General features: G+C 59.4%; 9 protein-coding genes and 1 tRNA gene. 8 read left to right on the top strand and 2 right to left on the bottom strand.

Features of this window, described 5'->3' with window-relative positions; translation table 11 throughout:
- The first annotated feature begins 134 nt into the window (after window positions 1-134).
- The 7 genes from RWL87_RS06555 to epsC all read left to right on the top strand — a co-directional run bounded on the left by RWL87_RS06555 (window position 135) and on the right by epsC (window position 7,747).
- Entirely contained in the window at window positions 135-962 is an 828-nt protein-coding gene (locus tag RWL87_RS06555) for a DUF6318 family protein (protein WP_313969314.1), read from the top strand.
- Between the two features lie 268 nt (window positions 963-1,230).
- Window positions 1,231-2,409, top strand: coding sequence for a DUF6318 family protein (locus RWL87_RS06560; protein ID WP_313969315.1), 1,179 nt, complete (start codon window positions 1,231-1,233; stop codon window positions 2,407-2,409).
- 310 nt (window positions 2,410-2,719) lie between these two features.
- Window positions 2,720-3,553, top strand: a complete 834-nt coding sequence (locus RWL87_RS06565) for a DUF6318 family protein (RefSeq protein ID WP_313969316.1) — start codon at window positions 2,720-2,722, stop codon at window positions 3,551-3,553.
- Between the two features lie 103 nt (window positions 3,554-3,656).
- Entirely contained in the window at window positions 3,657-4,625 is a 969-nt protein-coding gene (locus tag RWL87_RS06570; protein WP_313969317.1) for a DUF6318 family protein, read from the top strand.
- 117 nt (window positions 4,626-4,742) lie between these two features.
- Window positions 4,743-5,516 (top strand): DUF6318 family protein, encoded by a 774-nt coding sequence (locus RWL87_RS06575; protein ID WP_313969318.1) that lies wholly within the window; start codon window positions 4,743-4,745, stop codon window positions 5,514-5,516.
- 402 nt (window positions 5,517-5,918) lie between these two features.
- Window positions 5,919-6,854 carry a cysteine synthase A gene (gene cysK, locus RWL87_RS06580; protein WP_005505601.1) on the top strand — a complete coding sequence of 312 codons (936 nt, stop codon included), beginning with the start codon at window positions 5,919-5,921 and terminating at the stop codon, window positions 6,852-6,854.
- A 308-nt stretch (window positions 6,855-7,162) separates the two neighbouring features.
- Window positions 7,163-7,747, top strand: coding sequence for a serine O-acetyltransferase EpsC (gene epsC / locus RWL87_RS06585; protein ID WP_298699618.1), 585 nt, complete (start codon window positions 7,163-7,165; stop codon window positions 7,745-7,747).
- 209 nt (window positions 7,748-7,956) lie between these two features.
- Here epsC and gndA read toward each other — a convergent pair whose 3' ends face one another.
- Window positions 7,957-9,429: an NADP-dependent phosphogluconate dehydrogenase gene (gene gndA / locus RWL87_RS06590; RefSeq protein ID WP_070677220.1), complete on the bottom strand. Its 1,473-nt coding sequence runs from the start codon at window positions 9,427-9,429 to the stop codon at window positions 7,957-7,959.
- 199 nt (window positions 9,430-9,628) lie between these two features.
- Window positions 9,629-9,701: transfer RNA gene (locus RWL87_RS06595), tRNA-Val, on the bottom strand.
- A 480-nt stretch (window positions 9,702-10,181) separates the two neighbouring features.
- Between RWL87_RS06595 and aceE the strand changes: the two genes are divergently transcribed.
- The gene (aceE, locus tag RWL87_RS06600; RefSeq protein ID WP_313969319.1) at window positions 10,182-12,914 is read left to right on the top strand and encodes a pyruvate dehydrogenase (acetyl-transferring), homodimeric type; all 2,733 of its coding nucleotides are present in this window, start codon (window positions 10,182-10,184) and stop codon (window positions 12,912-12,914) included.
- Window positions 12,915-12,975 lie beyond the last annotated feature (61 nt).

Genomic DNA, 12,975 nt, shown 5'->3' on the forward strand with positions numbered 1-12,975 from the left:
ACGCTCACAGAGCCCTCGCTCAACTGCATTCGAGCTACCCGTTACTGCCTGCCCGTCTTTACTCTTGCGAAAGGTTGCGTATGTTCGGTTCGCTGTCACGTCGCCATCTTCTTGCTCTTTCTTCCGGAGCAGCATTGAGTGCACTCGCAAGCGCCTGCAGCCCCAGCGCAGTTTCTCGCCCTCAACCACTCACTGAACCCTCTCCTACTGATGCCGCACCGGCACCTCAGAGCACCCAGACTAAATCTGCGACCACCACGCGCAGCATCACCTACGCCGAGCCTCTGCCCGCATCCGCTCTGGACGGCCGCGGCCCGGCGATTCTGCCTGATCAGTTCTTTGAGCGCGTCGGCAATTTCTCGAACGGCACTCTCAGTCACCGTGCCGTCAATGTCCCCCGACCCATCATGCCTCCGGAGGCTAAGGAACGTACCGTTGAGGGTCTGCACGCCTTCCTGCAGTACTGGGGTGCGGCGCAGAACTACATGCTCCTCACCGGTGATACCGACCCCTTCATGAACCTGCCCGGACAGGAGCACTTTAGCCACATGGCGAATATGTACCGCGATATTTACCGCTACAACATTGGCTGGCTGGTCTCTAAGAGCAACCACCCCATGTGCATCAATCTGAGCTCCCCGCAGCCGGTACCCGCCACCGAGCAGGACGTCTACTGCTGGAAGGCGACCCTGAAGGTGGATGAGAACGCGTTCCTGTTCAACCATGAGACCCGTCAGCGTGAGCAGCTCACCGGTATCTACGGCAGCAATCAGAAGGCGGACGCTTACGTCTACTTTGGCGAAGAGGGCTGGCAGATGCTGGAGGATCCGCAATCTTCCCCGAGCGCTACCGCCACCCCGGCGGCTACCGCTGAACCGTCCGCGAATACTCCGAGTGCGCTCCCGACCCCGAATGAGAGCACCTCTTCTAAGGCGGCTCGTTACATTCGAGGCTCAGCCTAAAGCTTCTTTGCATCCGTGCCTCAAAGATCCCGTCATATTGGGTGATATGAGGCACGGATGAGGGCTTTTATTTGTGTGCCACGCGTGAAATCTATAGGCTAGGGCTAGATGAGGTCCGCCCATTTTCGCCTCAATGCGCCTCTACCCGCCCCGCGGGTGACTGCTTCACGCCCTCTGATGGGGGCGTGATGTTAGGCTGAGGATTAGGGCGTGAGCTCTTCACCTATCACCGATACTTCCGCATCACAGCACATTCAAGGGGATCACTATGATTCACAGCCGCCGCCACTTTATTGCGCTCACGGGCACTGCCGCCCTGGGTGCGATGCTTGCCGCTTGCGGTTCCAAAAAGACTGCGGAGGCGACCGCCTCCCCCACTCCTTCCGCTTCGATTGCGGGTGCCTACGATAACCTGTCGGGCGAGCTGAAGTGGACCAAGTACGTTGCCGGTACCGGTGCTGCTCCGATGAGTAGCACCGACCCGGAGACCGGTCAGGTCTACACGATTGAGCCGACCGCCGGCCCCGCGAGCGTTGATTCTAAGGCGAGCGCCGTGCCCATCCCGGTTGAGGATGAGACCATGTACGAGAAGAACGCCCGCAGCCTGCGCGCCACCTTCGCGTATTTTGCGGCGGCGGTGAACTACGCCCGCATGACCGGTGATCCCGGTCCAGCTCTGCAGGTGGTTCATCAGGATAATTCTGTTCAGCGTGCTTCTTTGGAGAAGCTACGCGCCTTCTATGCGCCCGGCACGAACTGGCTGGTTGATGGTGAGTGGACCTTCCGCCTGACCGATAAGCAGCCGACGACCCGCGGCACCAAGTATTCGTGGGCGTGCACCGTGACTCAGGCGCACGGTCTGCAGGTTGAGAAGGCAACCAACACGACCAAGCCCCTGGAGGATACTGAGGCGCAGGAGATTAAGGCTCTCTACGCTGAGTACGATGAGGAGGCGAAGCGCTGGTTGGTGATTGCGCCTCAGCAGTACGATCCGGCGTTGACTCCGAAGCCGACTCAGACTCCGCGCGCGCATCCTTCGTCGACCTATACTCCGACGGTGACTGATGACAGCACCGTGGCGGCTAATGCTGGTGCGAGCACTTCGGGTAACGGTGCCGCGCAGGGTACCGCTAATAACGGTGCCGCTCAGAATGGCGCAGGTCAGAGCGGTGTCGGTCAGGGCGGTTCCCGTCAGTACATTGGCTCCCAAAATGGTGGTGCACAGAATGGTGCCGGTCAGGGTTCTGCAGGTCAGGGTGGCGCGGCTCAGGCTCCTCAGCCTGCCGCTACCCAGGCGCCTGCGGCTACCGCTCCCGCGCAGCCCGTGGCGACTCAGCCTGCAGCCGCGACGGTTCAGCCGACCGTAGCACCCGGCGCCCCCGATGCGGGCGGTGCTGCTGGTGGCGCTGAGGCACCTGCCGGTGTTCCCGGTGAGGGCGCCCAGTAGCCCCTCCCCTATAGACAATCTCTATAGACGATGAACGCGTCCCCTCCTTCGCTATACCCGCCATACCCCATCCGGCGCGATGCACCCGCTGGTTCCAGTAAGTTCCTGGTTACCGTAAGTTCACCACCTGCGGTAAGTTCGCTGATGGGCGGCATATCACGCTCCTTTGGGCGCTGGTACGCACGGGTGTGAAGGCGGGGGCGCGTTATACTTAGGACTGTCTCTAGAGGGATGTCCGCGTGTGATATCCGCTCGTCGAGGCGTTCTCTCACTCGTCTCTCACCTGAGATTCTCACTCGAAAGGTATTCCGTGGCGCTTTTCCCCATGACCTCCGGGCTTCCCAGTTCCACTACCGGCATCAGCCGCCGTTCTGCCCTACGTTACGCGGGTGCGGGCGTTGCGGGCGTGTCTTTGAGCGCCCTGCTGGTTGCGTGCGGCGGTGGTTCTTCTAGCAATGAGACTGTTGATGCGGATACCCCTCAGATGTCCCCGTCGGCGTCTGCGCGCACCGATTTTAGCGGCGAGGTTACCTTCGACAACTATGAGAAGAAGGGTAATTTCGTTCCGGCGACCGAGTCTGCTCCCGCGCAGAACGTGCCGTTCCCCAAGCGCCCGGCGAGCGCCTCGGAGAACTCGGTGCAGGGTCTGTACGATTCGATTGCGTTCGTTTATGCGGCGATTAACTACCTGGTGCTGACCGGTGACGCCGGCCCGCTACGTGAGTCGAAGGCTGATGAGAAGTTCGTTGCGTCGTTCTCGTCGTTTATGGATGAGTCGAATGAGAGCTCGCAGGCGCGTGACTGGTTTGTGTCGCCGAAGGTAACCATGTCTGCGTTCACTGCTGTTCCCGCGCTGGTGAAGAAGAGCGTTCAGTGGACCTTTGACCTGGTGATTGATTTGGGTCCGACCGTGGTGATTGACGGTGCTCCTGCGGAGATGTCCGAGAAGGTGCGCCGCACGGAGCGTGGCCTGGTGGTTACCGGTGTGCGCCACGATAATGACTGGACCCTGACTATTCAGGATGAGTACGAGGTGCAGGCGTCGGCTCAGCCGAAGAATGGTGGTGCTAATGGCGGTGCTTCTGGTGACACCAGTGGCGGTAACGGCGGTAATGGCGGCAACTCTAATGGTGACAACCTCTAAGTCTTCTGATTGCTCAGGCATCATGCCCTAACTCTCCCTCGGGTTAGGGCATGTTGTGTTTTACCCTAGTAGTATCGGCATTTCCCGAGTTCAAGGTTTTTGTATGTCTTCTTTTTCTCAGTCTTTCTCTCGCCGCTCCCTGCTGCGCCTGGGCGTGGGGGCTTCTGCTGTTGCGGGTTCTGCGGCGCTGTTGAGCGCGTGCGGCTCGGGTTCTAGCCAGCAGTCGGGCTCTCAGGGCGGTAGCTTGAGCGGTTCGAAGTCGAGCGCTAACCCGAATGGGTACAGCGATGATGGTCAGAACTATTCGGGTCTGGTGGAATACACCCACTATGATGGTGCGTTGAATTATGAGCAGGGTACGGTGGATCATCCGCCGCGTAATGCTCCGAAGCCGAAGGTGACTGATACGCTCTCGTTGAATACGGTGACGGGTTTTCATGAGGCGGTTGCTTATTTTGCGGCGGCTATGGATTATCTGGTGAAGACCGGTAGCACGGATGCGTTCTCGACCGGCATTCAGCTGTCCTCGAAGACTCGCTCTGAGGTGGATGCCCTGTCGGCGTCTATTCTTGCGGGTGTGGAGAAGGGTTCCTGGTATGTGAACCCGTCGGCGTCTTATGCCCTGGCGAGCGCGCAGCCGTCGATTATGAGCGATGGCAACCTGCTGTTTAAGGGTCAGTACACTCTGGACTTTGGTACGGAGGCGGTGGCTGAGGGCAAGATTCAGCCGGTGGCCGCCTCGGCGAGCGCTTCGGCTTCTGCGGAGCCTACTGAGCCGTCTGAGGATGCGCTGGTATCTGATGCGGCGTCCCCGAGCGCCTCTGCCTCTGCGACTGCGGCAGGTCCGGCTTCTCGAGTGACGATTCAGGAGTGCGATTTCCGCGGCCGCTACCACACTGATTCGAAGATGTGGGAGCTGAGCGTGGCGTACGGTGCCACCATTCAGGGAGGCGCGTCCACCGCAAGTACTGCGGCATCCGGCGCGGCTTCCCCATCTACTTCCGAGCCCTCTTCTGCCGCCGCTTCTGCTGAGGCTTCCGCTGAGGCGTCCGCCACCTCCGCGGCGTCATAATCTGTCATAACGCTTTTATCTGCGAGGCGCTTCTCACGCTTCGCCCGCTCAACTCTGTATCCTGTTGGGTTTGCGGCTAAACTGGTTGCAATCACCGACTGACTGAAAGGTATCACTATGTCCGAGAACCTGACCCGCCGCGCGGCGCTGGGTGTGCTGGGCGTCAGCTCTATGGCTTTGCTGGCGGCTTGTGGCTCTAAGGCTTCGTCTGAGGCGTCTGCTTCCGCTTCTGGCTCTGAGAGCGCTTCTGCTGCTTCTGAGTCTGCTACCGCTTCGCCGAGCGCTTCGGCTTCGGCGTCTGCTTCCCCTTCCGCTTCTGCGTCGGCTTCTGCTTCGGCGTCGAGCTCTCCGCTGCCTAACGACAATAAGGATTACAGCGGCGTAGCGAAGCTGGAGAAGATGGAGGAGCACGGCGAGTACCAGCCGGGTAACGCTGAGCACCCGCCGCAGAACGTGCCGTCCCCGATCGTTCCGGAGGCTATGCACCAGAATTCGGTGGCTGGCTTCGCGGCGGCGCTGGCGTACTTCGGTGCGGCGTTTGAGTACCTGCTGCGTACCGGCGATATGCACTACATGAACGAGGTCAGCACCGACCAGGAGACTCTGGCGGCGATGAAGAAGTACGCGGACTCCACCAAGGCAGGTATTGAAGAGAAGAAGACCTGGTACGTGAACCCGACCGCTACCCTGACTATCGGCACTAAGCAGCCGGTTCTGGCGCAGGGTGCGTACAACTGGACCGTGACTCTGAACGTGGATCTGGGTGAGAAGCTGTTCAAGGACGGCAAGGAGCAGACCGTGGCGGCTGATAAGCGTCACGTGAAGATGTTCGGTGAGGCTGTTGGTCGCTACTTGAATAACAAGTGGGACCTGCACATGGACATCAACTAGTCTTCTGGGCTGGTTCTCTCCCCCGCTTTTGCGTCTTTTCCATCTCAGGATGCGGTTTTTCACTGTTTTTTCCATTGATGGCAATAAAATTTGTGGCTCCAGCTTGCGGTGAACAGAGTTCATCACTACTCTTATATACAGAGGTTGTCTTTTGGGCTACATAATGTTTCTAGAGAGCGCCGCACATTCATCATCCTTTATCGAGAAAGGGTTTGTGCGGCGCTTTTCTGTACCCTCTTTTTGAACCTCGTTCCCTGAGGTTTTTCTCTGGCATTATTACGAACTGTGAACGGCAGGGTTACCCCGGCGCGTTTGGCGTAGTAGAGTTGCCACGTAACCGATTATTCATTGCGGAGACCCCATCGCGGCTGGCCTCCCCCAAGCTCATGAAGGAGCACCCCCATGGCAAAGATTCTCAACAGCATTGTTGAAGCAACCGGCCAGACCCCCCTGGTTAAGCTGAACCGACTGGACGAAGGTCTTCCCGGTAACGTAGCGGTCAAGCTTGAGTTCTACAACCCCGCTGGTTCGGTTAAGGACCGTATCGGTCGCGCCATCATTGACGCTGCTGAGAAGTCGGGTGCGCTGAAGCCCGGCGGCACCATTGTTGAGGGCACTTCCGGTAACACCGGTATTGCGCTGGCTATGGTGGGTGCTGCTCGCGGTTACCGCGTCATCCTGACCATGCCGGAGACCATGTCTGCTGAGCGTCGCGTGCTGCTGCGCGCTTACGGTGCTCAGATTGTGCTGACCCCCGGTACCGAGGGTATGCGCGGCGCTGTGGAGAAGGCTAAGGAAATCGTTGCGACCACCGAGAACGCTATCCTGGCGTCCCAGTTCTCCAACGAGGCGAACCCCACCATTCACTACAACACCACCGGCCCCGAGATTTGGGAAGCAACCGACGGTAAGGTCGACATTTTCGTGGCGGGTATTGGCACCGGCGGCACCATCTCCGGTACCGGTAAGTACCTGAAGGAGCAGAACCCGAACGTGAAGGTTGTTGCGGTTGAGCCGAAGGACTCCCCGTTGCTCTCCGAGGGTCGCGTTGGCCCCCACAAGATTCAGGGCCTGGGCGCTAACTTCGTCCCCGACACCCTGGACCGCGGCATCTACGATTCGGTGACTCCGGTCAGCGCTGAGGACGCGATGCGCACCTCCCGCCTGCTGGCTACCCAGGAAGGTATTCTGGGCGGTATTTCTTCCGGTGCGGCTGTGTGGGCTGCTCTGGAGGAGGCTAAGAAGTCTGAGAACAAGGACAAGCTGATCGTGGCTATCGTTCCCGACTTCGGTGAGCGTTACATCTCTACCGCTCTGTACGAGGACATCCGCGGCTAATTGAGCTTCTGAGCCCCCCCCCGTTAGTGGGAGGCATCAGTTTATAGTGCTACGCCCCGTCTGCCGGTTGCATACACGGCAGGCGGGGCGTTTTGCGTGCCCCAATCTAGCATCTGCGGGTGGAGGCTCTTGGCGGGGCCGCACGGGGCGTAAATATTACGTTCTGTACGGAATTGTGACTGAGATTTCGGAGGGGGCGTCCACTATGACAGCTGAGGGCGCGGGAATAGGTGAATGGGCCTCATTGTTGGTACCTTTGGAAAGGTCGCACACATACAGAGCACGACCGATGAGGGAAAGGGAACCCAATGAGTTTTATTGCGCGTCTGCGTGAAGATATTGAGAACGTCCGTCAGCACGACCCTGCTGCGCGTGGCGCTGTCGAGATTGCTCTGAACTATTCGGGTATGCACGCTATTTGGGTGCATCGCCTGACCCATAAGCTCTGGCAGAAGGAAGAGACGAAGTCGCTGGCGCGTACGCTCTCTCAGTTTGCGCGTTTTCTGACCGGCGTGGAGATTCACCCGGGCGCGACCATTGGCCGCCGTTTCTTTATCGATCACGGTATGGGCATTGTGATTGGCGAAACCGCAGAGGTTGGCGACGACGTAATGCTGTACCACGGCGTGACCCTGGGTGGTCGCTCCCTGGAGAAGGTGAAGCGCCACCCCACGATTGGTGACCGCGTGACCATTGGTGCCGGCGCGAAGGTTCTGGGTCCGGTGGTTATTGGTGCCGATAGCGCGATTGGCGCGAACGCCGTGGTCGTCAACGATCACCCCGCCGACTCGATTATTACCGGCATTCCCGCAAAGCACCGCCCGCGCACTCCGGAGAAGAAGAAGCCGCTGGTGGACGCTGTGGAGTACATTGACCCCGCCATGTGGATTTAGTGCTTGCTGGCGTTTTGGGTCCGTAGAGGCGCGCCTGGTGGCTCCTGGGTAACTTCCTGGCTAGACTCTGCAAGCGCTCTCCCCCGCCGCGTTCCTGAGATATATCGTGAGATACCTCGGGGACTGCCCTATCAAGACATAACGAAAGCCCGCCCCGACCGGATTCTCATCCAGCCGGGGCGGGCTTTTACGTATTCAGCTACGGGAGCTTAGTGAACGTGAATGTCCGCTGCGTTCACCTCGGAGCGGTCACCGCTCCACATGGTGTGGAAGGCGCCCTCTTCGTCAATACGACCGTAGGTGTGCGCACCGAAGAAGTCACGCTGACCCTGAATCAGGGATGCGGGCAGGCGGTCGCGGCGCAGACCGTCGTAGTAGGACAGTGCGGAAGCGAACACCGGCACGGGGATGCCCAGTGCGGTTGCCTTAGCCACCACGCGACGCCAGGAGGGAACGAGCTCCTCCATGAGGTTCTTGAAGGCGGGTGCCAGCAGCATGTTCGCGGGAGCCTCGTCTGCGTAGGCGGCCATGATGTCGCCCAGCAGCTCGGCGCGGATGATGCAGCCTGCACGCCACAGCGATGCGATGGTGTCCAGCTTCAGATCCCAACCGTATTCCTTGCCTGCGCGGGTGAGCAGGTCCATGCCCTGTGCGTACGCAACGAGCTTGGATGCGAAGAGTGCGCGGCGCACATCCTCAACGAACTCGGGGTCGCCTGCACCGATGCCGGTGGTTGCGATCAGGCCTGCGGGCAGTTCGCGCTGTGCCTGCTCGCGCTGCTCACGCTCGGAGGAGGAGAGAGCGCGTGCGAACACGGACTCTGCGATAGCGGAGACGGGGGAACCGAGATCCAGGCCAGCCTTAGCGGTCCACAGGCCGGTACCCTTCTGGCCCGCTGCGTCAACGATAACGTCGACCAGGGGCTTGCCGGTCTTTGCGTCTACCTGTGCGAGCACCTCAGCGGTGATTTCGATCAGGTAGGAGCTCAGGTCGCCTTCGTTCCAGGTCTTGAAGATTTCTGCCTGCTGTGCCGGCTCAATGCCTGCGATGGAGCGCAGAATGTCGTAAGCTTCGCCAATCACCTGCATGTCGGCGTACTCGATGCCATTGTGGACCATCTTCACGAAGTGACCCGCACCGTCGGTGGAGATCCATGCGCAGCAGGGTGCGCCGTCCTGCGGTGCCTTCGCTGCAATCTTTTCGAGCAGCGGGCCCAGGTGTTTGTAGGACTCTGCGGAGCCGCCGGGCATCATGGAGGGGCCCCAGAGAGCGCCCTCTTCGCCACCGGAGACGCCAACGCCTACGAAGTGCAGGCCCTTTTCAGCCAGGGCGTGCTCGCGACGGATGGTGTCGGGGAAGTGGGAGTTACCGCCGTCGATGATGATGTCGCCCTCATCGAGCATGGGGGTGAGCTGCTCGATCACTGCGTCGACGGGTGCGCCCGCCTTGACCATAATTAGGATGCGGCGGGGAGACTCGAGGGAGTCGACGAGTTCCTGCAGGGACTCGGTACGGATGAAGTCGCCGTCTGCGCCGTGCTCAGCCAGCAGTGCGTCGGTCTTCTCTACGGAACGGTTGTGCAGTGCCACGGTGTAGCCGTTACGTGCCAGGTTGCGGGCGAGGTTTGCGCCCATGACAGCAAGGCCGGTGACACCAATCTGTGCCTTCTTGTTTTCAGTCATGTATATAAGGATACGCGCTTAGGGCAGGCTATATATAGGTGGACTGCAGTTTTATGCCCGAAGGAATCACAGTTCCGGCTGGATTATCTTCGTGAGCTTCCCGCCGGGCACCTCGCGGTGGGTAATGGGTAAAGAAAAACCGGGTAAACAAAACTTGGTAAACAAAAACCCCGGCACCTTGCGGTACCGGGGTAATCGGTGGGTCCTACCGGGATCGAACCGATGACATCCACGGTGTAAACGTGGCGCTCTACCAGCTGAGCTAAAGACCCGTAGTTCTCACTGTTTCGTTTTCGTTCCAGTGGCGAACACAAGAAAAAACTATACGGGCTTCTGGCACGACATGCAAATCCACATCACGTGTTCTATGTCTCAATATTTTTTTCACTTTCCCACTGCACCCCACACTAAGCCACAACAAGTCATGTTGGACCATTACCTTTTAGGTAGGTCATACCCCTTCATTCCGCGCCATTCCGCCAACCCCGTCATTCCGCGCTATTTAGGTACAAAAAGACCCTAACTAGTACTTTTGATGCGTATATTTTCCACTCAGATAGTCACAATGCGAAACCCACATCACAAAAACCCTCATTTGAGACCAAGAGAGGCGCCTTTAGGTCTAAGATAGTAGAGATAAGAAGCGATGTGGGTCTTACAGACCTATAGCGCTTAAACACAAAGATTGTTCGACAACGCAACATCGCGGGGCGGGCGATCTCACAACCGCACAGAAGAGAGGTTGGATTAGTTTGGCTAACGTACCGAACGAGCACTCCCTGAGCACCCTTCTTGATGGCCTGAAGGACATCGACGTAGAAGAGACCCAGGAATGGGCTGAGTCCCTCGAGGACCTTATCAAGACTCACGGCACCGAGCGTGCAGAGTACATCCTTCGCGCACTGCTCAAGGAGGCTGGCGAGAAGGGCGTAAAGGTCCCCACTCTGGTCAAGACCGACTACATCAACACCATCCCCGTCGACCAGCAGCCCGAGTACCCCGGTGATGAGGAACTCGAGCGCCAGTACCGCGCATGGATTCGTTGGAACGCAGCAATTATGGTTCAGCGTGCCCAGAAGAAGGGCATCGGCGTTGGCGGTCACATCTCCACCTTCGCAGGTGTGGCTGACCTCTACGAAATGGGCCAGAACCACTTCTTCCGCGGCCGTAACCACCCCGGTGGCGGTGACCAGGTCTTCTTCCAGGGTCACTCCTCCCCCGGTGTCTACTCCCGCGCATTCGTTGAGGGCGTCCTGAGCGAAGACCAGATGGACGGCTTCCGTCAGGAGAAGACCAAGGGCGCAGACGGTATTCCTTCGTACCCGCACCCCCGTTGCATGCCCGAGTTCTGGCAGTTCCCGACCGTTTCCATGGGTCTGGGCCCCCTGAACGCTATCCACCAGGCATCCTTCAACAAGTACCTGCACAACCACAAGATCAAGGACACCTCCGAGCAGCACGTCTGGGCATTCCTGGGCGACGGCGAAATGGACGAGCCCGAGTCGCGTGGTGCACTGCAGCTGGCTGCAAACGAGCACCTGGACAACCTGACCTTCGTCGTCAACTGCAACCTGCAGCGTCTGGACGGCCCCGTTCGCGGTAACGGCAAGATCGTTCAGGAGCTCGAGGGATTCTTCCGCGGCGCAGGCTGGCACGTCATCAAGGTCCTGTGGGGCTCCGACTACGACGAGCTGCTCAAGAAGGACAAGAGCGGCAAGCTCATCCAGCTGATGAACGAGACCCTCGACGGTGACTACCAGACCTTCCGCGGTGAAGACGGTGGCTACATCCGCGAGCACTTCTTCGGCAAGTACCCCGAAACCAAGGAACTGGTTGCAGACCTGACCGACGAGCAGATCTTCAACCTGCGTCTGGGTGGCCACGACGACAAGAAGCTCTACGCAGCCTACAAGGAAGCTATGGAGACCAAGGGCAAGCCCACCGTCATCCTGGCACAGTCCATTAAGGGTGCGGAGCTCGGCCCGTTCTTCGAGGCACGTAACTCCACCCACCAGATCAAGAAGTTCACCATGGAAGCACTGAAGGGCTTCCGTGACCACCTGAACATCCCCATCTCCGACGAGGAGCTGGAGAAGGATCTGTACAACCCGCCGTACTACCTGCCCGAGGCAAACCACCCGGCACTGCAGTACATGCAGGCACGCCGTAAGGAACTCGGCGGTTACATCCCCGGCCGTGCAAACACCCAGCCTGAGATTATCCTGCCCGAGTCCAAGGTCTACGCACAGACCAAGAAGGGCTCCGGCAAGCAGACCGCTGCTACCACCATGGCGTTCGTCCGCCTGATGAAGGACCTCATGCGTGTGAAGGGCTTCGGTCACCGTATCGCTCCCATCACCCCCGATGAGGCACGTACCTTCGGTATGGACTCCTTCTTCCCCTCGGCTAAGCTGTACAACCCCAACGGCCAGAACTACGTGCCCGTTGACCACCAGCTCATGCTCACCTACACCGAGTCCCCCGAGGGCCAGATTGTTCACGTGGGTATTAACGAGGCAGGCGCAACCGCTGCATTCATCGCTCTGGGTTCGTCCTACGACACCCACGGCGAGCCGATGATTCCGATTTACATCTTCTACTCGATGTTCGGCTTCCAGCGCACCGGCGACTCCTTCTGGGCTGCTGCCGACCAGCTGTGCCGCGGCTTCGTCATCGGTGCAACCGCAGGCCGTACCACCCTGTCCGGTGAGGGTCTGCAGCACGCTGACGGTCACTCCCCGATCCTGGCGTCCACCAACCCGGCGTTCAAGATCTACGACCCGGCATACGGCTACGAGATTGCTCACATCGTGGAGCGCGGTATCGAGCAGATGTACGGCACCAAGGACGAAGACCACAACGTCATGTACTACCTGACCGTGTACAACGAGCCGATTCACCAGCCTGCTGAGCCGGCAAACGTTGACGTTGAGGGCATCATCAAGGGTATCCACAAGATCAGCGAGTCCCCGCTGACCTCCGGCCCCAAGGCACAGCTGCTGGCATCCGGCGTTGCTGTTCCGTGGGCTGAGAAGGCTCAGCAGCTGCTGGCTGAGGACTGGGGCGTCTCCGCAGACGTCTGGTCCGTCACCTCGTGGACCGAGCTGCGCCGCGACGGCCTTGCCGCTGAGGAAGAGGCTCTGCTGAACCCGAACCAGCCCGCTCGCGTTCCTTACGTGACCCAGAAGCTGGCTGGCGCTGCTGGCCCGATTGTCGCGACCACCGACTTCACTTCGGATGTTCCCGACCAGATCCGCCAGTTCGTTCCGAACGACTTCGCAACCCTGGGTGCTGACGGCTTCGGCTTCGCAGACACCCGCCCGGGTGCACGTCGCTTCTTCCACATCGATGCAGAGTCGGTTGTTGTCCGCACCCTGCAGATGCTGGCAAAGCGCGGCGAGGTTGCAGCAGACGTTCCCGCGAAGGCATTCGCTAAGTACGACCTGCTGAACGTGAACGCTAACTCCGAGCTGGAGCAGCACTAAGCATTTAGCGGTAGAACCCCGGTTCTGCGGTAAAAGCTAAACGATGCCCCCGGTTGATGAT

This window comes from uncultured Rothia sp., from assembly GCF_963555405.1.
Lineage (GTDB): Bacteria > Actinomycetota > Actinomycetes > Actinomycetales > Micrococcaceae > Rothia.

Coding starts and splice junctions, on each gene's coding strand:
- cysK (WP_005505601.1), top strand. CDS start 5,919: ATGGCAAAGATTCTCAACAGCATTGTTGAAGCAACCGGCCAGACCCCC.
- RWL87_RS06575 (WP_313969318.1), top strand. CDS start 4,743: ATGTCCGAGAACCTGACCCGCCGCGCGGCGCTGGGTGTGCTGGGCGTC.
- RWL87_RS06560 (WP_313969315.1), top strand. CDS start 1,231: ATGATTCACAGCCGCCGCCACTTTATTGCGCTCACGGGCACTGCCGCC.
- gndA (WP_070677220.1), bottom strand. CDS start 9,429: ATGACTGAAAACAAGAAGGCACAGATTGGTGTCACCGGCCTTGCTGTC.
- RWL87_RS06570 (WP_313969317.1), top strand. CDS start 3,657: ATGTCTTCTTTTTCTCAGTCTTTCTCTCGCCGCTCCCTGCTGCGCCTG.
- epsC (WP_298699618.1), top strand. CDS start 7,163: ATGAGTTTTATTGCGCGTCTGCGTGAAGATATTGAGAACGTCCGTCAG.